The sequence below is a fragment of the Streptomyces sp. NPDC002779 genome (assembly GCF_042888685.1).
Classification (GTDB): Bacteria; Actinomycetota; Actinomycetes; order Streptomycetales; family Streptomycetaceae; genus Streptomyces.
The window spans coordinates 589,355-611,329 of sequence record NZ_JBIAQC010000002.1 but is presented as its reverse complement, the minus strand read 5'-3'; the positions used below and the strand labels follow the sequence as shown (position 1 = coordinate 611,329).

At 72.1% G+C, this 21,975-nt stretch carries 21 protein-coding genes; 12 read left to right on the top strand and 9 right to left on the bottom strand.

The genetic code is table 11. From position 1 onward, the window contains the following. Positions 1-375: 375 nt before the first annotated feature. Entirely contained in the window at positions 376-1,572 is a 1,197-nt protein-coding gene (locus tag ACFYW5_RS08365; protein ID WP_389416152.1) for an ROK family protein, read from the bottom strand. Positions 1,573-1,692: 120 nt separating this feature from the next. Here ACFYW5_RS08365 and ACFYW5_RS08360 point away from each other — a divergent pair, with 120 nt between their 5' ends. The 3 genes from ACFYW5_RS08360 (at position 1,693) to ACFYW5_RS08350 (ending at position 7,383) form a co-directional block, all read left to right on the top strand. Further along, positions 1,693-3,105, top strand: coding sequence for a hypothetical protein (locus tag ACFYW5_RS08360; protein ID WP_389416151.1), 1,413 nt, complete (start codon positions 1,693-1,695; stop codon positions 3,103-3,105). Then, positions 3,102-5,039, top strand: a complete 1,938-nt coding sequence (locus ACFYW5_RS08355) for a glycogen debranching N-terminal domain-containing protein (RefSeq protein WP_389416150.1) — start codon at positions 3,102-3,104, stop codon at positions 5,037-5,039. The genes ACFYW5_RS08360 and ACFYW5_RS08355 overlap by 4 nt, the downstream gene beginning before the upstream one ends. A 115-nt stretch (positions 5,040-5,154) precedes the next feature. Beyond that, positions 5,155-7,383, top strand: a complete 2,229-nt coding sequence (locus tag ACFYW5_RS08350) for a CDP-alcohol phosphatidyltransferase (RefSeq protein WP_389416149.1) — start codon at positions 5,155-5,157, stop codon at positions 7,381-7,383. Here ACFYW5_RS08350 and dusB read toward each other — a convergent pair. Beyond that, on the bottom strand, positions 7,380-8,513 hold the full coding sequence (gene dusB, locus ACFYW5_RS08345; protein WP_389416148.1) for a tRNA dihydrouridine synthase DusB: 1,134 nt from the start codon (positions 8,511-8,513) through the stop codon (positions 7,380-7,382). The two genes, ACFYW5_RS08350 and dusB, sit on opposite strands and share 4 nt — an antisense overlap. Positions 8,514-8,592: 79 nt before the next feature. Here dusB and ACFYW5_RS08340 point away from each other — a divergent pair, with 79 nt between their 5' ends. From ACFYW5_RS08340 to ACFYW5_RS08330, 3 genes are all read left to right on the top strand, one after another. Then, positions 8,593-10,035: an MFS transporter gene (locus ACFYW5_RS08340; protein WP_389416147.1), complete on the top strand. Its 1,443-nt coding sequence runs from the start codon at positions 8,593-8,595 to the stop codon at positions 10,033-10,035. Positions 10,036-10,146: 111 nt separating this feature from the next. Continuing rightward, positions 10,147-10,353, top strand: coding sequence for a hypothetical protein (locus ACFYW5_RS08335; RefSeq protein WP_389416146.1), 207 nt, complete (start codon positions 10,147-10,149; stop codon positions 10,351-10,353). 64 nt (positions 10,354-10,417) lie between these two features. Beyond that, positions 10,418-11,041 (top strand): GNAT family N-acetyltransferase, encoded by a 624-nt coding sequence (locus tag ACFYW5_RS08330; RefSeq protein ID WP_389416145.1) that lies wholly within the window; start codon positions 10,418-10,420, stop codon positions 11,039-11,041. A 4-nt stretch (positions 11,042-11,045) separates the two neighbouring features. Here the strand turns inward: ACFYW5_RS08330 and ACFYW5_RS08325 are convergent, their stop codons facing one another. The 3 genes from ACFYW5_RS08325 to ACFYW5_RS08315 all read right to left on the bottom strand — a co-directional run bounded on the left by ACFYW5_RS08325 (position 11,046) and on the right by ACFYW5_RS08315 (position 13,664). Next, on the bottom strand, positions 11,046-11,639 hold the full coding sequence (locus tag ACFYW5_RS08325) for a TetR family transcriptional regulator (RefSeq protein WP_389416144.1): 594 nt from the start codon (positions 11,637-11,639) through the stop codon (positions 11,046-11,048). A gap of 23 nt (positions 11,640-11,662) precedes the next feature. Next, positions 11,663-12,670 (bottom strand): aldo/keto reductase, encoded by a 1,008-nt coding sequence (locus ACFYW5_RS08320; protein ID WP_389416143.1) that lies wholly within the window; start codon positions 12,668-12,670, stop codon positions 11,663-11,665. An 88-nt stretch (positions 12,671-12,758) separates the two neighbouring features. Beyond that, positions 12,759-13,664 (bottom strand): LysR family transcriptional regulator, encoded by a 906-nt coding sequence (locus ACFYW5_RS08315; RefSeq protein ID WP_389416142.1) that lies wholly within the window; start codon positions 13,662-13,664, stop codon positions 12,759-12,761. Between the two features lie 79 nt (positions 13,665-13,743). Here ACFYW5_RS08315 and ACFYW5_RS08310 point away from each other — a divergent pair, with 79 nt between their 5' ends. Together ACFYW5_RS08310 and ACFYW5_RS08305 are read left to right on the top strand one after the other, a co-directional pair. Then, positions 13,744-14,700 carry an EamA family transporter gene (locus ACFYW5_RS08310; protein ID WP_389416141.1) on the top strand — a complete coding sequence of 319 codons (957 nt, stop codon included), beginning with the start codon at positions 13,744-13,746 and terminating at the stop codon, positions 14,698-14,700. Beyond that, the gene (locus tag ACFYW5_RS08305; protein WP_389416140.1) at positions 14,697-15,356 is read left to right on the top strand and encodes an NAD(P)-dependent oxidoreductase; all 660 of its coding nucleotides are present in this window, start codon (positions 14,697-14,699) and stop codon (positions 15,354-15,356) included. The genes ACFYW5_RS08310 and ACFYW5_RS08305 overlap by 4 nt, the downstream gene beginning before the upstream one ends. A 4-nt stretch (positions 15,357-15,360) precedes the next feature. On the opposite strand, the gene ACFYW5_RS08300 is transcribed toward ACFYW5_RS08305, so the two are convergent. Both ACFYW5_RS08300 and ACFYW5_RS08295 read right to left on the bottom strand, forming a co-directional pair. Then, positions 15,361-15,972 (bottom strand): LysE family translocator, encoded by a 612-nt coding sequence (locus ACFYW5_RS08300; protein WP_389416139.1) that lies wholly within the window; start codon positions 15,970-15,972, stop codon positions 15,361-15,363. Positions 15,973-16,101: 129 nt separating this feature from the next. Then, positions 16,102-17,484 carry a glycine--tRNA ligase gene (locus ACFYW5_RS08295; RefSeq protein WP_389416138.1) on the bottom strand — a complete coding sequence of 461 codons (1,383 nt, stop codon included), beginning with the start codon at positions 17,482-17,484 and terminating at the stop codon, positions 16,102-16,104. A 131-nt stretch (positions 17,485-17,615) separates the two neighbouring features. Between ACFYW5_RS08295 and ACFYW5_RS08290 the strand changes: the two genes are divergently transcribed. The 4 genes from ACFYW5_RS08290 to ACFYW5_RS08275 are packed head-to-tail and all read left to right on the top strand — an operon-like array spanning position 17,616 to position 20,768. Further along, positions 17,616-18,611: a metal ABC transporter substrate-binding protein gene (locus ACFYW5_RS08290; protein ID WP_389416137.1), complete on the top strand. Its 996-nt coding sequence runs from the start codon at positions 17,616-17,618 to the stop codon at positions 18,609-18,611. A 17-nt stretch (positions 18,612-18,628) separates the two neighbouring features. Next, positions 18,629-19,396 (top strand): metal ABC transporter ATP-binding protein, encoded by a 768-nt coding sequence (locus ACFYW5_RS08285; RefSeq protein WP_389416136.1) that lies wholly within the window; start codon positions 18,629-18,631, stop codon positions 19,394-19,396. Continuing rightward, positions 19,396-20,298: a metal ABC transporter permease gene (locus ACFYW5_RS08280; RefSeq protein ID WP_389416135.1), complete on the top strand. Its 903-nt coding sequence runs from the start codon at positions 19,396-19,398 to the stop codon at positions 20,296-20,298. Before ACFYW5_RS08285 ends, ACFYW5_RS08280 begins: the two co-directional genes overlap by 1 nt. 59 nt (positions 20,299-20,357) lie before the next feature. Next, the gene (locus ACFYW5_RS08275) at positions 20,358-20,768 is read left to right on the top strand and encodes a Fur family transcriptional regulator (protein ID WP_389416134.1); all 411 of its coding nucleotides are present in this window, start codon (positions 20,358-20,360) and stop codon (positions 20,766-20,768) included. Between the two features lie 7 nt (positions 20,769-20,775). Here the strand turns inward: ACFYW5_RS08275 and ACFYW5_RS08270 are convergent, their stop codons facing one another. Together ACFYW5_RS08270 and ACFYW5_RS08265 are read right to left on the bottom strand one after the other, a co-directional pair. Then, the gene (locus tag ACFYW5_RS08270; RefSeq protein WP_389416133.1) at positions 20,776-21,129 is read right to left on the bottom strand and encodes a hypothetical protein; all 354 of its coding nucleotides are present in this window, start codon (positions 21,127-21,129) and stop codon (positions 20,776-20,778) included. Further along, positions 21,126-21,959: an isoprenyl transferase gene (locus ACFYW5_RS08265; RefSeq protein WP_389416132.1), complete on the bottom strand. Its 834-nt coding sequence runs from the start codon at positions 21,957-21,959 to the stop codon at positions 21,126-21,128. The genes ACFYW5_RS08270 and ACFYW5_RS08265 overlap by 4 nt, the downstream gene beginning before the upstream one ends. Between the last annotated feature and the right edge of the window lie 16 nt (positions 21,960-21,975).

The following is a 21,975-nucleotide window of genomic DNA, read 5'->3' as shown; positions in this document are numbered from 1 at the left end:
CCTGACGGCGAGGAACATACCCAGATCGAAGGCGCCTGGGTACGTCCACTTGTGCGTCATGCGCCTGTAACCAGTCGTCACCCACCGGATCGAAAGTCAAAGCTTGGCAAGGAAGCGCACCGCCATGTGTTCACTTCTTGAACGAATACACCTCCCCGGATCCAGAGAATGCGCTCACCTGAGCGGCTCTCTCCACGTCTGAGTTCGCTCGATGAACGATCAAGGGGTGGCACCGAGTGCCACCCCTTGGAGAAGTGCAGTAGCCCATGATTCGCTCATCTGAGCGCAACCCTTATCAAGGGTGGCGAGAATCACGCTGCCACAGCCGCCGGGATTTCACCATGCGGACGTGGCGTGAGACCGGAAACGCGCCGGTCACACGCCGAGCGCGGTGAGCCGCTCCTCGGCCCGCTCGGGCGCGTACAGATGCTCCACGACCAGCGCTCCGGCCCCGACCAGACCGGCCCGCTCGCCCAGCCGGGAGGTGACGACCTCCAGATGAGCGGTGGAGCGCGGCAGCGCCCGCTGGTAGAGCAGCTCGCGCACTCCGGTCAGGAACGGCGTCCCGGCCAGGTCGCCCGCGATCATCAGCACCCCGGGGTTGAGCAGCGTCACCACGGTCGCCAGCACGTCCCCGACCTGCCGTCCCGCCTCCCGGGCCAGGCCCACGGCCTCCGGATGCCCCGTCGCCAGCAGCTCCCGCACATCCGAGCCGGACGCCGCCCGCACCCCGGCCTCGGCCAGCCGCCGGGCCACGGCACCGCCGCTCGCCACGGCGGCGAGACAGCCGTAGGACCCGCAGCGGCACAGGGCGTCGGCGCCCACCCGGATGTGCCCGATGTCCCCGGCGCCCCCGTCGATGCCCCGGAAGAGCGAGCCGTCCACGACGACGCCCGCGCCGATCCCGGTGGAGACCTTGACCAGCACGAACGCCGAGCAGTCGGGGTATGCGGTGCGCTGCTCGCCGTACGCCATGAGGTTGGCGTCGTTGTCGACGAGGACCGGCACCCGGGGCGCCGCGGTGTGCTCGGTGAAGGATCTGGCGAGACGGCCGGTGATGTCGTAGCCGTCCCAGCCGGGCATCATCGGCGGCTGGATCACCCGGCCGGTCTCGCTGTCGACCGGGCCCGGCACCGCGAGTCCGATGCCGCAGACCTCGCCGGCCCGGTGGCCGGCCTTCCCCAGCAGGTCGGCGAACCAGCGGCCCAGTTCGCCGAGGACCGCCTCGGGACCGTCCTCGACGACCAGGGTGCCGCCGTGCTCGGCGAGGATCTCGCCGGTCAGCGTCAGGACGGCGGCGCGGGCGTGCCGGGTGTCGAGGTCGGCGGCGAGGACGACGGCGTGCGCGTCGTCGAACTCCAGGGTGATCGAGGGGCGCCCGCCCAGCGGGGAGTCGACCGGGCCGCCGGCGCCCTCGCGCAGCCAGCCCGCGCGGAAGAGCCGGTCCAGGCGCTGCCCGACGGTGGCCCGGGACAGCCCGGTGACCTGCTGCAGGGCCCCGCGCGTGGTGGCCCGGCCGGTGCGGACCAGTTCGAGCAGATCGCCGGCGCTGACCTGACCGCGACCCGTCATGCGCACCCCCTTGTGTTTCTCAAGCTTGCATTACATATTGAGTTTTGCGTGTTAAATAGACGTAACCCTACGGTAGCCACTGCCGAACCGATCAGCCCAGTCGTCTCCGGGGAGTCCCGAGTGGATCGCATCGCCGCTTTAGCCGCCCGCCCCGCACAGCGGCCCTTCGTATACGACCCGGCCGACACGGCAGGTTCGCTGCACCTCGCGGCCGCCCGGGTCCTGGAGTCCAACTGGACGGGTGCCTCCACGGTCCCGTCGCGCGGGCTGTATCCGCACCAGTGGTCCTGGGACTCGGCGTTCATCGCGATCGGCCTGCGGCATCTGTCGCCGTTACGGGCCCAGACCGAGCTGGAGACGCTGCTGGCCGCCCAGTGGGGCGACGGACGGATCCCGCACATCGTCTTCAACCCCTCCGTGCCGCTCGACGCGTACTTCCCGAGCCCCGACTTCTGGCGCTCCTCGACCGCGGGGCGCGCTGCGGGCGCCCCGCGCACCGTACAGACGTCCGGCATCGTGCAGCCACCGGTGCACGCCCTGGCCGCCTGGCTGGTGCACCTGGCCGACCCCGGTCTGTCCCGCGGGAGCGGCTTCCTGGCCCGGGTCTACCCGAAGCTGGCGGCCTGGCACCGCTATCTGCTGCACCGGCGTGACCTGGGCGGCGGCGGCCTCGCCTCCGTCGTGCACCCGTGGGAACAGGGTATGGACAACAGCCCCTGCTGGGACGCCCCGCTGGCCCGCGTCGCCCCCGCCCCGGCCCGCTCCTTCCGCCGCGCCGACCTGGACCACGGCGCCCCCGAGGACCGGCCGACGGATCTGGACTACGGGCGGTACGTCCGGCTGGCGACGGACTACCGGGACGGCGGTTACGCCGACGGGACGGGCGCGTTCGCCGTGGAGGACCCGGCCTTCAATGCCCTGCTCATCGCCTCCGAGCACGCCCTGGCCCGGATCGCCCGCGAACTGGGAGCGACGGGCACCGCCCGCCACGCGCGCGCCGAGCGCCTGACGGGCGCCCTGGTGGAGCGCCTGTGGGACCCCGAGCGCGAGATGTTCTGCTGCCGGGACGTGCGCGGCGGCGGGCTGATCCCGGAGCGGTCGGTCTCCGGCCTGATCCCGCTCCTGGTGCCCACGCTGCCGGGCAGAACCGCCGAGGCCCTGGTGCGCACCGCCCGCGGACCGCACTTCTCGCTCGGCGACACCACCCGTCTGGTGCCGAGCTACGACCTGCTCGGCGAGGCCTTCGACCCGCACCGCTACTGGCGCGGCCCGGCCTGGTTCAACACCGCGTGGCTGATCGAGCGCGGCCTGCGCACCCACGGCGAGCACCATGCGGCCGACGCGCTGCGGCGCTCGGTGCTGGAGCTGGCCGGCAGCTCCGGATTCGCGGAGTACGTCGACCCGTACACCGGCGCGGCCTGCGGCACCGCCGACTTCAGCTGGACCGCGGCGCTCGCGCTCGACCTGCTGCACGACGAGCCCGCGAGGGACCCGTACGGCGTGAGGGAAGTCAAGGGAGGGGACCGGGGATGACGGAGCGCCATCATCTGCTCGTGCACGGGGAGACGTTCGCCGCCGTGGGGGACGGCGGGGACATCAGCGGTGTGCGGGGCGTCGGCTCGCCGGACGGCTTGTTCGTCCGTGACGCCCGGCACCTCAGCCGCTGGCAGCTGACGCTGGACGGCGCGGTGCCGGAGGCGCTGACCCCGGTGGCCGACGGAGACACCGCCCGCTGCGTCCTGGTCCCCCGGGGCGGCCGCCAGGAGCCCCCGGCGTACACGCTCTTCCGCGAACAGGCGGTGGGGGACGGCTCGTTCGTGGAGTTGTTGCGGGTGACCAGCAACCTCCCCGTCCCCTCCACGGTCCGCCTGGCGATCACCGCGGACGCGGACTTCACCGACCAGTTCGAACTGCGCTCCGACCACCGCACCTACACCAAGACCGGCGCCACCCGCTCCCGCCATGTCCTCGACCACGGCCTGGAGTTCACCTACCGGCGCGGTGAATGGCGATCCCGTACGACGGTCACCGCCGAGCCGGCCCCGGACGCGGTGGAGGAGACCGGAACCGGCGCGCGGCGCCTGGTCTGGACCCTGGACCTGGACCCGCACGGCACGGCGGAACTGGCGCTGCGGGTGATGGCCCGCCCGCACGGCGACAAGCGGGCGCTGCGCGTACCGCGCTCCCCCGCCGCGCTGAACGACCAGCTGATCGCCCTGGAGGGCGAGTTCGTGACGGGCGTCTCCTTCCCCACCGGCTGGCCCGAGCTGGCGGCGGCCTGCGCCCGGGGCCTGGCGGACCTGGCCTCGCTGCAGATCCCGGCGACGGGTCTGGACGGCGAGGAGGTCCGGGTACCGGCCGCGGGCGCCCCCTGGTTCCTGACCCTGCTGGGCCGGGACGCCCTGCTCACCTCCCTGTTCGCCCTCCCGTACCGCCCGGCCCTCGCGGCGGCCGTCCTGCCCGCGCTGGCCGCCACCCAGGCCCGGGAGACGGGCACGGCCTCGGTGGCGCAGCCCGGCAAGATCGTGCACGAGGTCCGGCATGGCGAGCTGGCCCACTTCGGCCAGGTGCCGTACGGCCGCTACTACGGCTCGGTGGACGCGACCCCGCTCTTCCTGGTCCTGCTGGGCGCGTACGTGGAACACACCGGGGACGTCGTCCTGGCCCGCCGGCTGGAACCGCACGCCCGGGCCGCCGTCGCCTGGATGCTGGACCACGGCGGCCTGACCTCCCGCGGTTACCTGGTCTACCGCGCCGACCGCGGCGGCCTGGCCAACCAGAACTGGAAGGACTCCCCCGGCGCCATCTGCTGGGCCGACGGCACCCGGGCGAGCGGCCCGGTGATGGTGGCGGGCGCGCAGGGCTACGCGTACGACGCGCTGCGGCGCACGGCCGGGCTGTCGCGGACGGTGTGGGCGGACGCGACGTACGCGGCGCTGCTGGAGCAGGCGGCCGGCGACCTGCGGGACCGTTTCCAGCGGGACTTCTGGATGCCGGAGCACTCCTTCCCGGCGCTGGCCCTGGACGGCGAGGGCCGCCAGGTGGACGCGCTGGCCTCGGACGCCGGGCATCTGCTCTGGTCGGGCCTGCTGGACAAGGAGTACGGCGCACTGGTGGGCCGGCGCCTGCTGGAGGCGGACTTCTTCTCGGGCTGGGGCGTGCGCACCCTGGCCGCGGGCCAGCCTGCGTACCACCCGCTCTCCTACCACCGCGGCTCGGTGTGGCCGCACGACAACGCGCTGATCACCCTCGGCCTGTCCCGCTACGGCCTGCACGACGAGGCCCGGACCGTGGCGCACGCCCTGGTCGACGCGGCGACGACCACGGGCCACCGCCTGCCGGAGGTCCTGGCGGGCTACGGCCGCGACACCCACCCCGAGCCGGTCCCCTACCCCCACGCCTGCGTCCGGGAGTCCCGCTCGGCGACGGCCCCCCTGGCCCTGCTGACGGCGGTGGGCGGGGCGTAGCGCCCCGGTTGTTCACCGAACGGTGGGGCGGACGGGCTGAACAAGCGCGGGTGCGGGCCCGTACGACATCACGGCGGGCCCCCCGCCACCAGGGACCGCACGGAAGGACCACCGGGTGCCCGCCTTCACGCGCCTACACCGCCCACCGCAACCAACGCCCCCCGAGGCCACAACCACGGAGGCGGCGATACCTTCGCCCGCCACAACCGCCCCGCCGGGGGAAGACGCCCCGTCGGGCGAAGACGGCTCGGGCGGGGACGGCGGCACGGCCGAGGGTGGCGGCGCGGCCGGGAACAGCGGCACGGCGGAAGGCGTCGACGCGGGTGCGGACGGCGGCACGGCCGAGGACGGCAAAGCGGGCGCGGCCGAAGAAGGCGGCGCGGCGGAGAACCGCAGCGCGGGCGCGGACGGCGGCACAGCCGAGGACGTGAACGCGGGCGGGGTCGGCGACTCGGACAAGGACGGGGGCTCGGGCGGACAAAGCGGCGCGGCGGGTAAGGCCACCGCGGCCAAGGACAGCAGCGCGGCCAGGGACGGCAGCCCGCCCGGAGACAGCGGCCCAGCCAGGGACAGCGGCACGACCGCGGGCGAGGACGGCGGCTCGGGCGGACAACGCGGCGCGGCGGAGAACGGCAGCGCGGGCGCGGACGGCGGCGCAAGCGAGGACGTCGACGCGGCCAAGGACCGCAGCGCCGCCAAGAACCGGAGTTCGGGTGGCCGGGGCTGGAAGTCACTGGTCGTCACCGTTCTCTGCGCGGTGCTGGTCCTGGGCGCCCTTCTCCTCCCCAACAGCCTGGCCGCCCTGCGTCCCAACCGCTTCGCCCGTATCCCCGCGGAAGCGATCGTCGGTGCCGCCGTCCTGCTCGCGCTGCCCCGGCGTCCGCGCATCGCCCTCGCGGCCGTGGCGGGCACCGCCCTCGGTGCACTCACCGTTCTCAACTTCCTGGACATGGGGTTCCGCGCCTACCTGGGCCGGGGCTTCAACCTCGTCCTCGACTGGTCCCTCCTCGACGACGCCCAGGGGTACATGAAGGACTCGATGGGCGCCGCCACCACGCTCACCGCGACCATCGGCGCCGTCCTGGTCGCCGTACTCCTCCTCGTCCTCACCGCCCTGGCCACCGTCCGCCTCGCCACCTTCCTCGCCGGCCACCGACAGCGGGCCACCAAGGCCACCCTCGTCGCCGGGACGGTCTGGATCACCTGCTCCACCCTCGGTCTCCAGCCGGCCGGCATGCCCCTCGCCGCCGACCGGGCGGCCTCCGCGCTGGCGATCCAGGCGAGGCGGGTGCAGGCCACCCTGAAGGACGAGGCGGCCTTCGCGAAGGAGGCGAGGGCGGACACCTTCGGCGCGACTCCGCCCGCCCAGCTCCTGCCCGACCTGCGCGGCAAGGACGTGATCTTCACGTTCATCGAGAGCTACGGCAGAAGCGCCATCGAGGACCCGGTCATGGCACCGGGCGTGACGGACACGCTCGACGCGAGCACCAAGTCGCTCCAGGCGGCGGGCTACCGGGCGCGGAGCGGCTGGCTGACCTCCTCGACCTACGGCGGCAGCAGCTGGCTGGGCCACTCGACGTTCCTGTCCGGCCTGTGGATCGACAACCAGCAGCGCTACACCACCGTCACCTCCGGCGACCACCTGTCCCTCACCAAGGCGTTCCGGAAGACCGGCGCCTGGGACACGGTGGGCATCATGCCGGGCATCCAGAAGGCCTGGCCGGAGGCCGACTTCTACGGCCTGGACAAGGTCTACGACGCCTTCGGACTCGGGTACCAGGGACCGAAGTTCAGCTGGTCGACCATGCCGGACCAGTACGCACTGGAGGCCTTCCAGCGCATGGTCCACGGCAAGAAGCGCGACAAGCCGCTGATGTCGGAGATCATCCTGACCTCCAGCCACCAGCCCTGGGCACCGATCCCCACGCTGGTCGACTGGGACGACCTGGGCGACGGCTCGCTCTTCGACGCCGTCCAGCGGGACGGCGAGAAGGCGCAGGACGTCATCACGGACACCACCAAGTCCCGGGAGGAGTACGGCAGGTCGATCGAGTACTCGGTGACGTCCCTGACCCAGTGGCTGGAGCGCTACGGCACCGAGGACACGGTCCTGGTCTTCCTCGGCGACCACCAGCCGATCGCCAGGGTCAGCGGCGACAACGCGAGCCGGGACGTCCCCGTCTCCCTCGTGGCCAAGGACCCGGAGGTGCTGGAGAAGATCACGGACTGGAACTGGACGGAGGGCCTGCAACCCGCCCCCGACGCCCCGGTCTGGAAGATGGACGCCTTCCGCGACCGCTTCCTGACGGCCTACGGTTCGACACCCCACCCCACCAAGGACTAGCCGCCGGAGGTGTCCAGCTCCGCGTCCTCGCTCACACCCGCGCAGTCGTACGGGTCCTTCAGCCAGCCGTCCGGCAGGACGACCCGGTTGTTGCCCGACGTACGGCCCCGCGGCCCGTCCGCCCCGAGCGGCCAGGGCTGATCGAGGTCCAGCTCGTCGAGTCCGGACCGCAGTTCCGACAGCGACGAGGTGACGGCGAGCCTTTTGCGCATCTCGGAGCCGACGGCGAAGCCCTTCAGGTACCAGGCGACGTGCTTGCGGAAGTCGATGACGCCCCGCGCCTCGTCGCCGATCCACTCGCCGAGGAGCGTGGCGTGCCGGACCATCACGTCGGCGACCTCGCGCAGCGCGGGACGCGCGATGTCCTCGGGGCGGCCCTCGAAGGCGGCGACCAGGTCCGAGAACAGCCACGGCCGCCCCAGGCACCCCCGCCCGACGACGACGCCGTCGCAGCCGGTCTCCCGCATCATCCGGACCGCGTCCTCGGCCGACCAGATGTCGCCGTTGCCGAGCACCGGGATCTCCGGCACATGCTCCTTCAGGCGGGCGATGGCCTCCCAGTCGGCCGTGCCGCCGTAGTGCTGCGCGGCGGTACGGCCGTGCAGCGCGATCGCCGTGACGCCCTCCTCGACCGCGATCCGGCCGGCGTCGAGGTAGGTGATGTGATCGTCGTCGATGCCCTTGCGCATCTTCATCGTCACCGGCAGCTCCCCGGCCCCGGAGACCGCCTCGCGCAGGATCGCCCGCAGCAGATTCCGCTTGTACGGCAGTGCCGACCCGCCGCCCTTGCGCGTCACCTTCGGCACCGGGCACCCGAAGTTCAGGTCGATGTGGTCGGCGAGGTCCTCCTCCGCGATCATGCGGACGGCCTTGCCGACGGTCGCCGGGTCCACGCCGTACAGCTGGATCGAGCGGGGCTTCTCGGTGGCGTCGAAGTGGACCAGCTGCATGGTCTTCTCGTTGCGCTCGACCAGCGCCCGAGTGGTGATCATCTCGCTGACGAACAGCCCTTTGCCGCCGCTGAACTCCCGGCACAAGGTACGGAAGGGCGCGTTGGTGATCCCGGCCATGGGGGCCAGGACGACGGGCGGCTGAACAGTGTGCGGGCCGATCTGCAGGGGCTTGGGCATGCCTCCATTGTGCCGTGCAATGAGTTCGTAAAGTTCTTTAGTTAACCGCACTATCGAATTTCGGGTTGCGCTGGAGCGCATGCCCGAGCTCAGCCCCCGCCGCCGCCTGCTGGTCCTCGCCGTCTGCTGCATGAGCCTGCTCATCGTGAGCCTGGACAACACCGTGCTGAACGTGGCACTGCCGTCGCTGCAGGAAGACCTGCACGCCGACACCGCCGGGCTCCAGTGGACGATCGACGCCTACACCCTGGTCCTCGCGTCCCTGCTGATGCTCGCGGGCTCCACGGCCGACCGGATCGGCCGCAAGCGGGTCTTCATGGCGGGGCTGGTCGTGTTCACGCTCGGCTCGCTGCTGTGTTCCCTGGCACCCAGCCTGGAGCTGCTGATCGCGGCCCGGACGGTCCAGGCCGTCGGCGGTTCCATGCTCAACCCGGTCGCCATGTCGATCATCACCAACACCTTCACCGATCCCCGGGAGCGGGCCCGCGCGATCGGCGCCTGGGGGGCGGTGGTCGGCATCTCGATGGCCGCGGGGCCGCTGGTGGGCGGGCTGCTGGTGGACTCCGTCGGCTGGCGCTCGATCTTCTGGATCAACCTGCCGGTGGGGATCGCCGCGCTGCTGCTGACCCTGCGGTACGTGCCCGAGTCCCGGGCACCCGAGCCCCGCCGGGTCGACCCGGTCGGGCAGGTGCTGGTGATCGTGCTGTTCGGCGCGCTGACGTACGCGATCATCGAGGCGCCGCACGCCCCGACCGCGGCCGTTCCCTTCGCGGTACTGGCGGTGGTCGCGCTGGTGGCGCTGCTCCGGTACGAACCGCGCCGTGCCGAACCCCTGATCGACCTGCGCTTCTTCCGTTCGGCGCCGTTCAGCGGGGCGACGGTGATCGCGGTCAGTGCGTTCGCGGGGCTGGGCGGGTTCCTGTTCCTGTCGATGCTGTATCTGCAGAACGTGCGCGGGCTCAGCGCCCTGGAGGCGGGGCTGTGGATGCTGCCCATGGCCGTGCCGACCTTCCTGTGCGCTCCCCTGTCGGGGCGGCTGGTGGGCAGCCGGGGGCCTCGGGTGCCGCTGCTGGTCGCGGGGGTCTCGATGACGGTGAGCGCGCTGCTGTTCGCCCTGTTCGACGCGGAGACGTCCCATGCCGGTCTCTTCACCGGGTACGTCCTGTTCGGCATCGGCTTCGGGTTCGTCAACGCGCCCATCACCAACACGGCGGTCTCCGGGATGCCGCGCGCCCAGGCCGGGGTCGCGGCGGCCGTCGCCTCCACCAGCCGGCAACTGGGCCAGACCCTCGGCGTCGCCGTCGTCGGAGCGGTACTGGCGGCGGGTATCGGCACCGCGTCGTACCGGGAGGCGTTCGTGTCGGCCGCGGCACCGGGCTGGTGGATCCTCACGGCCTGCGGGCTGGCGGTCCTGGTCCTCGGCCTGCTCACCACCGGCCCCTGGGCGCGCGGCACCGCGGAACGCACGGCACGGCGACTCGAGACGGTGCGGGCAAGCGACCGGAGTCGTCTCCACGCGTAGCCGCCCATGGCCCGCAGGACACAGGTTGGCCAACTCCCTGTGAAGAGGGCCCCTGTCGATCACGGTCTTGCTGCACACTCCTCCTTGACTTCCCGGGACTCTGGAGGCGTCGTGCCGCCGATCAACACGAGCAAGGTCACCCGCTGGGACCAGCACGGACGCGAGCACGTCGTACAGGTGCGGCGGGCCGGAGTGCAGCGCACGGTCAGGTGCGAGACCTGCGGGTGGCGCATCTCGGCGCAGTTCCTGCCGTGGCTGAAGGCCGAGGAGCATCTGGCTCAGGCGCACCAGGCGACCGTGGACCCGTCCGTCGCCTGACCGGGCGGGCCCGCCTCCCGCAAGTATCTTGTGGGAGCGCTCCCATACACGGCAGGATGCACGGGTGACCCCACTGCCCGCCGTACGCCCCTATCGCCCCGCGGACCGCGCCGCGCTCGACGACATCTGCGTCCGCACCGCCCACGTGGGCGGCGACAGCCGACCCTTCTACGCGGATCCCGGCGTCTTCCCGGCCACGTTCTCCGCCCCCTACGCCGAGTTGGAGCCGGAGCTCGCCTTCGTCCTCGACGACGGCCGGGGACAGGCGGTGGGGTACATCGTCGGCACCGCCGACACCCCCCGCTTCGCCGCCGACTTCCGCCACAAGTGGCTGCCGACGGTCGCCGACCGCTACCCGGCGCCCGAGGGCCCGCCCACGACCCCCGACGAGACGATCGCCGCGCTGCTCCACCACCCCGAGCGGATGGTCCTGCCGGAGCTGCTGGTCTACCCCGCCCATCTGCACATCGACCTGCTCCCCGACTGGCAGGGCAAGGGCCACGGCCGCGCCCTGATGCGGACGTTCCTCCACGCCCTGCACACCGGCGGGGTCCCGGCGGTCCACCTGTCCATGGCGACGGCCAACACCCGGGCGCGGGCCTTCTACGACCGGATGGGCTTCCACGAGATCCAGGTGCCGGACCCGGGCGGGGCCACCTACCTGGGGCGGACGACCAAGGAGACCTGAGCCGTCAGACCGCCCGCAGCCCTCGCGCCAGCAGCTCCACCACGGCCTCGAACTCGTCCTGGGCCCCCGGCCGTTCCCACTCCCGGTGGTAGCCGGGGTCGTGGAAGCGGGCGGTGGCCTGGAAGACGGCGCGGGCGGTGGTGAGCGGGTCGGCGGAGGCGAAGGCGCCGGAGGCCACGCCCGAGCGGACGATCTCGGCGAGCTGACCGGTCAGTTCCTCGATGTGCTCGTCCACCGCGTCGCTGTTCTCCGCGGTCAGCACGGTGTACGTGGCGAACAGCTCGGGGTCGTCCCCGGCCTTGTGCCGCTTGGCGTCGAACAGGGCCAGCAGCCAGGCCCGCAGCCGGGTCTCCGGGTCGCGTCCGCCCTCCGCGACGATCCCGGCCAGCACCGCCGACGTACGGTCCAGCCAGCGCTTGGTCACCGCCTCGCGCAGCGCCGCCTTGGTCCGGAAGTGCCGGTAGACGCTGCCGTGGCTGACGCCGAGTGCGCGGGCCACGTCCACCACGGTGGCCTTGGCCGGGCCGTGGCGGCGCAGCACGTCCTCGGTGGCTTCGAGGATGCGCTCGGCGGTCAGGGCTTCGGAGGTCGGTGCCATGCAGGAGACCGTACCGCCGGGTGCTACTTGCTGCCGAGGTGGGCCATCTGCGCGGCCGGGTAGCGGTCGCCCGCGGCGGCGTCGGCGGGCACCACGCGCTCGATCGCGGCGAGGTCGGCGGCGTCCAGCGTCACATTGAGGGCGCCGAGGGATTCGGTCAGCCGCTGCCGGGTGCGGGCGCCGACGAGCGGCACGATGTCCTCGCCCCGGGAGAGCACCCAGGCGATGGCGATCTGGGCGACGGTGACGCCCTTCCGCTCGGCGATCGCGCGCAGGGCCTCGACCAGGTTCAGGTTGTGCCGGAGGTTGTCGCCCTGGAAGCGGGGCGACAGGGAGCGGAAGTCGTCGGGGGCGAGCCGGCGGTCGCCGGTGAAGTGGCCGGAGATCAGGCCGCGGGACAGGACGCCGTAGGCGGTGATGCCGATGCCCAGTGCGCGGGTGGTCGGCAGGATCTCCTCCTCGATGCTCCGGGAGATCAGCGAGTACTCGATCTGGAGGTCGGCGATCGGGGCGGTGGCGGCGGCCCGGCGGATGGTCTCGGCGCCGACCTCGCTCAGGCCGATGTGGCGGACGTAGCCCTTCTCGACGAGTTCGGCGATGGCGCCGACGGTCTCCTCGATCGGCACGTCCGGGTCGAGCCGGGCGATGCGGTAGACGTCGATGTGGTCGACACCGAGCCGCTGCAGGGAGTACGCGGCGAAGTTCCGCACCGCGGCGGGCCGTCCGTCGTAGCCGCTCCAGCCGCCGTCGGGGTCGCGCAGGGCGCCGAACTTCACGCTGACCAGCGCCTGTTCGCGGCGGCCTGCGGGCGCGCCGCGCAGCGCCTCGCCGATCAGCATCTCGTTGTGGCCCATGGCGTAGAAGTCGCCGGTGTCGAGCAGGGTCACGCCGGCCTCCAGCGCGGCATGGACGGTCGCGATGGACTCGGCCCGGTCGGCGTCGCCGTACAGCGCGGACATGCCCATGCAGCCGAGGCCGAGGGCGGAGACCCGGGGGCCGGTGGTTCCGAGGGTTCGGGTGTTCATCGTCATGCCTCCACCCTGCCGCAACGGCTGACAGATTTCAATATCTGTCATTCCATATCTGTCATTCCATACTTGCCAGTCCGGTCCTTGCCGGTCAGCCGGACGTCTCGGGCCGCGCGGGCGGGACCCCGAGGACGTCGAGCATCGCCCGGGTCGCCGGGCTGGGGTTGAACCGGCTCCACGCGAGCACCTCGATGCGGCGCGGCCCGCCCACCACCGGGACCAGCGCCAGTTCGGGGTCACCGGCCGCCAGGGGGCGGGCGAAGGCCGACGGCAGCAGGGCCACCCCCAGCCCGCGCGCCGCCAGCCGGACGATCAGCTCGACGACCCCGACCTCGTACGCCACGTCCCGCGCCAGCCCCGCCGCGGTGAACGCCCGGTCGGACTGGGCCCGGGCGGGCGTGCCGGGCATGAAGTCCACGAACGTCTCGCCCGCGATGTCCCGCAGGGTGACCCGGGAGGCCGCCGCGAGCCGGTGCCCGGCCGGTACGACCAGCACATGCTCGTCATGGTCGAGCACCAGGGTCTCCACCGTCGCGGGCCGCTCCCCCTCGGGCAGACCGAGAAAGGCGATGTCCAGCTCCCCGGCCCGGACGGCCGCCACCAGATCGTCGCTTCGCCCGGAGCGCAGCACGACCCGGACCTCCGGGTGCCGCGCCCGATACCGCTGCAACAGCTCCGGTACGTCGACCGCGGCTGTGGTGACGATCACGCCGACGGCGAGCCGGCCCCGTACCACCCCGGCCGCCGCGGCGGCGTCCGCGACGGCGCGGTCGGCGGCGGCCAGGCACTCCCGGGCCCGCGCGACGAACGCCTCACCGGCACTGGTCGGTTCCACCCGCCGACTGGAGCGGGCGAACAGCCGGACCCCCAACTCCCTTTCCAGAGCGGCGATCCGGTGACTGAGCGACGACTGCACCACGGAGCACCGCTCCGCCGCCCGCGTGAAGTTGCGGGTCTCGGCGACGGCGACGACGTACCGCATCTGCTGAAGATCCATCGAATGATGGTCCTCATTCATCGCTGCCATGGCAACCATGCTTTGGAGCCATGACGGGCCCCGGACGAGACTGCACCGCATGCAGACCTCGACCGCACGGGCCCCGGCCCCGCGGCACGCGGCGACCGTCGCGCTGACCGCCCTCGCTCCCGCGTCCTGGGGCACCACCTACGCCGTGACCACGGAGCTCCTGCCGCCCGGACACCCGCTGTTCGCCGGGCTGATGCGGGCCCTGCCCGCCGGGCTGCTCGCCCTGGCGGTCACCCGCGTGCTGCCGCGCGGCGACTGGTGGTGGAAGGCCGCCGTCCTCGGCACCCTCAACATCGGCGCGCTGTTCCCTCTGCTGTTCGTGGCGGCCGAACGGCTCCCCGGCGGTGTCGCGGGCACCCTCAGCGCCGTCCAGCCGTTGCTGGTCGCCGCCCTGGCGATCGGGGTGCTGCACCACCGGCCGACGGCCTGGACCTGGACGTGGGGGGTGCTGGGCGTGGTCGGGGTGGGGCTCGTGGTGCTCGGGCCCCAGGCCCGGCTGGACGCCGTCGGCGTGCTCGCCGGCCTCGGCGGTACGGCGGGCATGGCGGCCGGCGTCGTCCTCACCAAACGCTGGGGCCGCCCGGCGGGCATCGGCGCGATGACGCTGGCGGGCTGGCAACTGACGGTCGGCGGGCTCGTGTTGCTGCCGCTCACCGTCGCCTTCGAGGGGGCGCCGCCGGCGGTCGGCGGGCAGGCCCTCGCCGGGTATCTGTGGCTGGGCGGTATGGGCGGGCTGATCTCGTTCACCCTGTGGTTCCGCGGGATCGGCAGGCTGCCGCTCCGCGCGTCCGCCCCGCTGGTGCTGCTGTCCCCGCTGGTCGCGGCCGTCGTCGGGCTCGCGCTCGGCGAGACGCTGAACCCGCTCCAGGCCCTCGGCTTCACCCTCGCCCTGGCCGCGCTGCTGGCCGCGCAGTTCACCGCCCCTGACGTGTCACGCCTGTTCGGGCGGGACGCGGCCAGGACCCCCGTACCGGAATACCGGACCCAAGGAGAGCGGACCCCATGACCACAGGACAGACGACAGGACGGACGACCGCCGTGCTCGGCGCCACCGGCATGGTGGGCAGCCGGGTGATCACCGAGGCCGTGGCACGCGGCCACCGGGTGCTCGCCCTGTCCCGGAAACCTGCCGATGAGCGCCCGGGTGTGACACCGGTCCCGGTCGACGCGGGCGACCCGGACGCCCTGCGCGCGGCCCTCACCGGCGCCTCCGCCGTCGTGGTGGCCGTGCGGACCGAACCGGCCGACCGGGACTTCCTCGTCGGTACGACCCGTACGGTGCTGGACATCGCGGCCGGGACCGGGATGCGCGTCCTCGTGGTCGGCGGCGCCGGCGTCCTGCGCAGCCCCGGGAACCCCGCGCTGCTGGTCGCCGACAACCCCGCGTACGTTCCCGCCGAGGTGACGTCGGTCGCCGCGGCCGGGGTGGCCCAGCTGCGGGCCTGCGAGGCCCACGCCCACGCCGACTGGGCCTGTCTGGCGCCGCCCGCCCTGCTCGCTCCCGGGGAGCGGACCGGCCGCTACCGGCGCGGCACCGGCACCCTGCTCACCGCCGCCGACGGCCGCTCCTGGATCAGCGCCGAGGACCTGGCCGTCGCCGCGCTCGACGAACTGGACTCCCCCGGCGCCGACCGCCTGTTCACCGTCGTCCATCACGGCTGAGGAACTACCGGGGGGTGAACGCCAGCTTCGCCCCGAGGGCCACGAAGGACCCGGCGAAGCTGCGGCGCAGCCAGGCCATCACCCTCGGCCGGGCGATCACCTGGTTGCGGACGGAGGCGGCGAGGACGCCGTAGAGCGCGAAGACGACGAAGGTCGCCGCCATGAACACCCCGCTGAGCGCCAGCATCCGCGGCACCGCGCCCGGCCCTTCCGGGTCCACGAACTGAGGCAGGAAGGCGAAGAAGAACATCGTCAGCTTGGGGTTGAGGAGATTGATCAGCACGCCCCGGACGATCATCCGCCCGGCCGACATCGGCGCCGCCGTGCGGTCCACGGTGATCGCCTCCTTGTCCCGCAGCGTGGCCCAGGCCATGTAGAGGAGGTAGGCGACACCGGCGTACTTCAGGATCTGGAAGGCCGTGGCGCTGGCATGCAGCAGGGCGGCCACCCCGGTGATCGTGGCCAGCATGTGCGGCAGGATCCCGAGGGCGCAGGCGAAGGCGGCCACCACACTGGCCCGCCGCCCGTGCGACAGACCGGCCGCGAGGGTGTAGACGACCCCGGTACCGGGGGTGGCGACGACGACCAGCGTGGTCAGCAGAAAGGCGAGGCTCATGCGGACCAGCCTGGCCGCGCGATGGCCCCGGCTACAGGGCCAATGCGATGTCTCCATGAAGGACCACCACACCACGACGCCCCCGCCGGACGAGCCGATGTGCTCGTCCGGCGGGGGCGTCGGCGGTCGTCAGCAGCCCAGCAGGCGCTGGGCCAGGTAGCCCTCGATCTGGTCGAGGGAGACCCGCTCCTGCTTCATCGAGTCGCGCTCGCGGACCGTCACCGCGTTGTCGTCCAGGGTGTCGAAGTCGACCGTCACGCAGTACGGCGTGCCGATCTCGTCCTGGCGGCGGTAACGGCGGCCGATGGCGCCGGCGTCGTCGAACTCGATGTTCCAGTTCTGCCGCAGCGCCTGGGCGAGGCCCTTGGCCTTCGGGGAGAGCTCGGCGTTGCGGGACAGCGGCAGCACCGCGACCTTCACCGGGGCCAGCCGGTGGTCGAGGCGCAGCACCGTGCGCTTCTCCATCTTGCCCTTGGCGTTCGGCGCCTCGTCCTCGACGTAGGCGTCCAGCAGGAACGCCAGCATCGCGCGGCCGACACCGGCCGCGGGCTCGATGACGTACGGCGTCCAGCGCTCCTGGGCCTCCTGGTCGTAGTAGGCGAGGTCCTGGCCGGAGGCCTTGGAGTGCGCGGAGAGGTCGTAGTCGGTGCGGTTGGCGACACCCTCCAGCTCGCCCCACTCGTTGCCGCCGAACCGGAAGCGGTACTCAATGTCGGCGGTGCGCTTGGAGTAGTGGGAGAGCTTCTCCTTGGGGTGCTCGTACCAGCGCATGTTCTCCTCACGGAGACCGAGGCCGGTGTACCAGTTCCAGCGCTGCTCCATCCAGTACTCCTGCCACTTCTCGTCCTCGCCCGGCTTGACGAAGAACTCCATCTCCATCTGCTCGAACTCGCGGGTGCGGAAGATGAAGTTGCCGGGCGTGATCTCGTTGCGGAAGGACTTGCCCATCTGGGCGATGCCGAACGGCGGCTTGCGGCGCGAAGTGGTCTGCACCTGGGCGAAGTTGGTGAAGATGCCCTGGGCGGTCTCGGGGCGCAGGTAGGCGACGGAGCCGGAGTCCTGCGTCGGGCCGAGGTGGGTGGAGAGCAGACCCGAGAACTGCTTGGGCTCGGTGAACTGGCCCTTGATGCCGCAGTTGGGGCAGTTGACGTCCGCGAGGCCGTTCTCCGGGAGGCGGTTGTGCTTGGCCTCGTAGGCCTCCTCCAAGTGGTCCGCGCGGAACCGCTTGTGGCAGGAGGTGCACTCGGTCAACGGGTCCGTGAAGGTGGCGACATGGCCGGAGGCGACCCAGACCTCGGAGGCCAGGATCACGGACGAGTCGATACCGACGACGTCCTCGCGCGACGTCACCATGTAGCGCCACCACTGGCGCTTGAGGTTCTCCTTGAGCTCGACACCCAGGGGTCCGTAGTCCCAGGCGGCCTTCTGCCCGCCGTAGATCTCACTGCAAGGGAATACGAAGCCACGGCGCTTGCTCAGGCTGACGATGGTGTCGATCTTGTCGGCGGCCACGGTGCTCTCTTCATGACGAATGGACGGCAGCGAATGCCCCAGGTTACCGGCGCGGCCACCCCCGGTATCAAATCGGTCCCGTGACCGGCGTTTGTTGACAACCGTTTCCAAATTTGTTGAAAATGACTGTCATGAACGTACGACGACAGCACATATCCCGGGTGGCCGTGGCGGCCGTCACCGCCCTCGGTCTCGGCACCCTCTCCGCCTGCTCCGGCAGCGCCGCCGCGGGCAACACGGAGAAGTTCGACGTCGTCGCGTCGTTCTACCCGATGGCCTACCTCGCCGAGCAGATCGGCGGGGACCACGTGAACGTCACCAGCCTCACCGAGCCCGGCCAGGAGCCGCACGACCTGGAGATCAGCGCCCAGCAGACCGCGCAGCTCCAGGAGACCGACGCGGCCCTCTACCTCAAGGGCCTCCAGCCCGCCGTCGACGAGGCCATAGCGCAGGCCGGCGTGAAGACCACGATCGACGCCGCCACGCTCACGAAGCTCGAGGACCACGGCAGCCTGGAGGACAGCCACGAGCACGCCGAGGAAGAGGGTCACGCCGAGGAGGAGGGCCACTCCGAGGAAGAGGCGCACTCCGAGGAGGAGGAGCACGCCCTCGACCCGCACATCTGGCTCGACCCCGTGAAGTACGCCGAGGTCGCCAAGGGCGTCGGCGCCGCCTTCGAGAAGGCCGACCCGGACCACGCGGCCGACTACAAGAAGAACACCGAGGCCCTGGTCGAGAAGCTGAACAGCCTCGACACCCGGTTCGAAGACGGCCTGAAGAACACCGGGACGAAGGTGTTCTTCACCAACCACGCCGCCTTCGGCTACCTCGCCGAGCGCTACGGCCTGACCCAGGAGGCCATCTCCGGCCTCGACCCGGAGAGCGAGCCCAGCCCGGCCCGGATCAAGGAACTCCAGGAGGAGGCCAAGGCCGACGGCGTCACCACGGTCTTCTACGAGACACTGGTATCGGACCGGACCGCGAAGACCCTCGCCAAGGACGCCGGCCTCAAGACGGACGTCCTCGACCCGCTCGAGGGCATCACCGACAAGTCCGAGGGCGAGGACTACATCCAGGTCATGGACGCCAACCTCAAGGCCCTGCAGGCCGCGTTGGGCGCCAAGTGACCGTTTCGGAGGACCGTATGAGCGAGCCCGTCATATCCCTGCGCGGCGTACGCGCCGACCTGGGTTCGCGGCCCGTCCTGCGCGGCATCGACCTCACCGTGTCCGGCGGTGAGGTCGTCGCGCTGCTCGGCGCCAACGGTTCGGGCAAGTCCACCGCCGTGCGCAGCGTCATCGGCCAGGTGCCGGTGAGCGCCGGCGAGATCGAGCTGTTCGGCACCCCGCGCCGCCGCTTCGACGACTGGCACCGGCTCGGTTACGTCCCCCAGCGCACCACCGCCGCGGGCGGCGTCCCGGCCACGGTGACCGAGGTCGTCTCCGCCGGCCGGCTCTCCCGCGCCCGCTTCGGCCTGCTGCGCAAGGCGGACCGGGCGGCGGTGCGCCGGGCCCTGGAGCTGGTCGGCATGGCGGACCGCGCGAAGGACTCCGTGGACGCGCTCTCCGGCGGCCAGCACCAGCGGGTGCTGATCGCCCGGGCACTCGCCGCCGAACCCGAGCTGCTGATCATGGACGAGCCGATGGCGGGCGTCGACCTGGCCAGCCAGGAGGTGCTGGCGCGGACCCTGCGCGAGCAGGTCGCGGCCGGTACGACGGTCCTGCTCGTGCTGCACGAACTGGGCGCCCTGGAGCCGCTGATCGACCGCGCGGTGGTGCTGCGCGACGGCTGCGTCGTCCACGACGGCCCGCCCCCGAAGGCCGTCGGCCAGCACGCGCTGCCCGGCCACGACCATGTCCACCCGCACGCCCCCGCGGGCGCCGAGCCGATCCGCACGGGACTGCTGAGCTGATGGAAATCCTCGACTACGCCTTCATGCAGCGGGCCCTGCTCGCCGCCGTCCTGGTCGGCATCACGGCCCCCGCCGTCGGCATCTACCTGGTCCAGCGCCGCCAGGCCCTGATGGGCGACGGCATCGGCCACGTGGCGATGACCGGCGTCGGCCTGGGCTTCCTGCTCTCCTGGTCCCCGATCTGGATGGCGACCGTCGTCTCCGTCCTCGGCGCGGTCCTCATGGAGCTCATCCGCTGGTACGGCAAGACCCGCGGCGACCTCGCCCTCGCCATGCTCTTCTACGGCGGTATGGCCGGCGGCGTGATGTTCATCAACCTCGCGCCGACGGGCTCCAACGCCAACCTGACCTCGTACCTCTTCGGCTCCCTGTCCACGGTGAGCGAGTCGGACGTCACCGCGATCTGCGTACTGGCCGCCTTCGTGGTGCTGGTCACACTCGGTCTGCGCCGCCAGCTGTTCGCGGTGAGCCAGGACGAGGAGTTCGCCCGGGTCACCGGCCTGCCGGTGCGCGCCCTGAACCTGCTGACGGCGGTCACGGCGGCCGTGACGGTGACCGTCGCGATGCGCGTGGTCGGGCTGCTCCTGGTGTCGGCGCTGATGGTGGTCCCGGTGGCCGCCGCCCAGCAGCTCAGCCGCAGCTTCGCCGCCACCTTCGCCATCGCGGTGGCCATCGGCGTGACCGTCACGATCAGTGGCACGGTCACCTCGTACTACCAGGACGTGCCGCCCGGCGCGACGATCGTGCTGCTGACCATCGGGGCGTTCGTCCTGCTGACCGCGCTGGCCGCGCCGCTCGCCCGGCGCCGCGCGCGGGCCCTGGCCGCCGCGCAGGGCGCCGGGGACCCGGCCGAGTGCGTGATTCCGCCGGGCCGGGGTCCCGGCGGAAAGGTCGGCGTCTGACCGCGCCGACAGCACGGGCTGGCACAATGGCCCGGCAGGCAGACCTGAGGAGGCACCCCGTGACGACCGCTGGACCGCCCGTGAAGGGCCGATCCACCCGGCAGCGGGCCGCCGTGGCGGCGGCCCTCGACGAGGTCGACGAGTTCCGCAGCGCGCAGGAACTGCACGACATGCTCAAGCACAAGGGCGACTCGGTCGGTCTGACGACGGTCTACCGCACGCTCCAGTCGCTCGCCGACGCCGGCGAGGTCGACGTCCTGCGCACCTCCGACGGCGAGTCCGTCTACCGCCGCTGCTCCAGCGGCGAACACCACCACCACCTGGTCTGCCGGGTCTGCGGCAAGGCGGTCGAGGTCGAGGGCCCCGCGGTCGAGAAGTGGGCGGACGCGATCGCGGCCGAGCACGGCTATGTCAACGTGGCCCACACGGTGGAGATCTTCGGCACCTGCGCGGAGTGCGCCGCGCGCTGAGCGGCCCTCAGGCGCCGGAGTCCCCCCGGTCGACGCAGTAGTAGGAGCCGTCGTCCAGGCGGCCCACACTGTCGTGTGACCAGCAGTGCAGCATCGGCGTCAGCGTCCACATCCGCAGGCCCATGAGGGCCACCAGGCAGACGACGGCGAACCGTCCCGCGTACGACCGCCGGCCGGCCAGCGCGAGCGCGCCGACGGACACCAGGGCGGCGAACACCAGCATGGAGACGACGAGCGGGGCCATGTTCTCCCGCAGCCCCGGGAAGCTCTCCATCTCGATGGTGCCGCCGAAGGAGAGCAGCACGAGCAGCGCGGCGAACCCGAACACCAGGCCCGCCGCGCACCCCCGGACGAGCCTCACTCCTGGCGGCCCTCCATGGCCAGCAGTTCCTCGTTCGGGATGGCGCCGCCGAAGCGGCGGTCCCGGGAGGCGAACTCCACGCAGGCCCGCCACAGGTCGCGCCGGTCGAAGTCGGGCCACAGGACGTCCTGGAAGACCATCTCGGCGTAGGCGCTCTGCCAGAGCAGGTAGTTGGACGTGCGCTGCTCCCCGCTCGGCCGCAGGAACAGGTCCACGTCCGGCATGTCCGGGTAGTACAGATACTTGGCGAAGGTCTTCTCGGTCACCTTCGACGGGTCGAGCCGCCCGGCCCGCACGTCCTGGGCCAGCGCCTGCGCCGCGTCCGCGATCTCGGCGCGCCCGCCGTAGTTCATGCAGAAGTACAGGGTCAGCTTGTCGTTGTCCTTGGTCTGCTCCTGGGAGATCTCCAGCTCCCTGGCGACCGACTTCCACAGCTTGGGCATCCGCCCGACCCACCGCACCCGCACCCCGAGCTCGTCCAGCTGGTCCCGGGTCTTGCGGATGAAGTCGCGGTTGAAGTTCATCAGGAAGCGCACCTCGTCGGGCGAGCGCTTCCAGTTCTCGGTGGAGAAGGCGTACAGCGAGATCGCCCCGACGCCCATCTCGATCGCGCCCTGCAGCACGTCCAGCACCCGCTCGGCGCCGACCTTGTGCCCCTCGGTGCGCGGCAGCCCGCGCTCCTTGGCCCAGCGCCCGTTCCCGTCCATGACGATCGCCACATGCTTCGGGACGAGCTCCCCGGGGAGCTTCGGCGCACGGGCCCCGGACGGATGCGGCTCCGGCGCCCTGTACTCCCGACGCTGCCGCCCCAGGATCCCGCGTACGACCATGTGCCCCTCGTCTCCC

What these genes read in the sequence shown, in the direction of transcription:
- ACFYW5_RS08365 (WP_389416152.1), bottom strand. Translation starts at nt 1,572, where the DNA reads ATGACGGGTCGCGGTCAGGTCAGCGCCGGCGATCTGCTCGAACTGGTC.
- ACFYW5_RS08355 (WP_389416150.1), top strand. Translation starts at nt 3,102, where the DNA reads ATGACGGAGCGCCATCATCTGCTCGTGCACGGGGAGACGTTCGCCGCC.
- dusB (WP_389416148.1), bottom strand. Translation starts at nt 8,513, where the DNA reads ATGCCCAAGCCCCTGCAGATCGGCCCGCACACTGTTCAGCCGCCCGTC.
- ACFYW5_RS08340 (WP_389416147.1), top strand. Translation starts at nt 8,593, where the DNA reads ATGCCCGAGCTCAGCCCCCGCCGCCGCCTGCTGGTCCTCGCCGTCTGC.
- ACFYW5_RS08325 (WP_389416144.1), bottom strand. Translation starts at nt 11,639, where the DNA reads ATGGCACCGACCTCCGAAGCCCTGACCGCCGAGCGCATCCTCGAAGCC.
- ACFYW5_RS08320 (WP_389416143.1), bottom strand. Translation starts at nt 12,670, where the DNA reads ATGACGATGAACACCCGAACCCTCGGAACCACCGGCCCCCGGGTCTCC.
- ACFYW5_RS08315 (WP_389416142.1), bottom strand. Translation starts at nt 13,664, where the DNA reads ATGGATCTTCAGCAGATGCGGTACGTCGTCGCCGTCGCCGAGACCCGC.
- ACFYW5_RS08310 (WP_389416141.1), top strand. Translation starts at nt 13,744, where the DNA reads ATGCAGACCTCGACCGCACGGGCCCCGGCCCCGCGGCACGCGGCGACC.
- ACFYW5_RS08305 (WP_389416140.1), top strand. Translation starts at nt 14,697, where the DNA reads ATGACCACAGGACAGACGACAGGACGGACGACCGCCGTGCTCGGCGCC.
- ACFYW5_RS08300 (WP_389416139.1), bottom strand. Translation starts at nt 15,972, where the DNA reads ATGAGCCTCGCCTTTCTGCTGACCACGCTGGTCGTCGTCGCCACCCCC.
- ACFYW5_RS08290 (WP_389416137.1), top strand. Translation starts at nt 17,616, where the DNA reads ATGAACGTACGACGACAGCACATATCCCGGGTGGCCGTGGCGGCCGTC.
- ACFYW5_RS08285 (WP_389416136.1), top strand. Translation starts at nt 18,629, where the DNA reads ATGAGCGAGCCCGTCATATCCCTGCGCGGCGTACGCGCCGACCTGGGT.
- ACFYW5_RS08280 (WP_389416135.1), top strand. Translation starts at nt 19,396, where the DNA reads ATGGAAATCCTCGACTACGCCTTCATGCAGCGGGCCCTGCTCGCCGCC.
- ACFYW5_RS08265 (WP_389416132.1), bottom strand. Translation starts at nt 21,959, where the DNA reads ATGGTCGTACGCGGGATCCTGGGGCGGCAGCGTCGGGAGTACAGGGCG.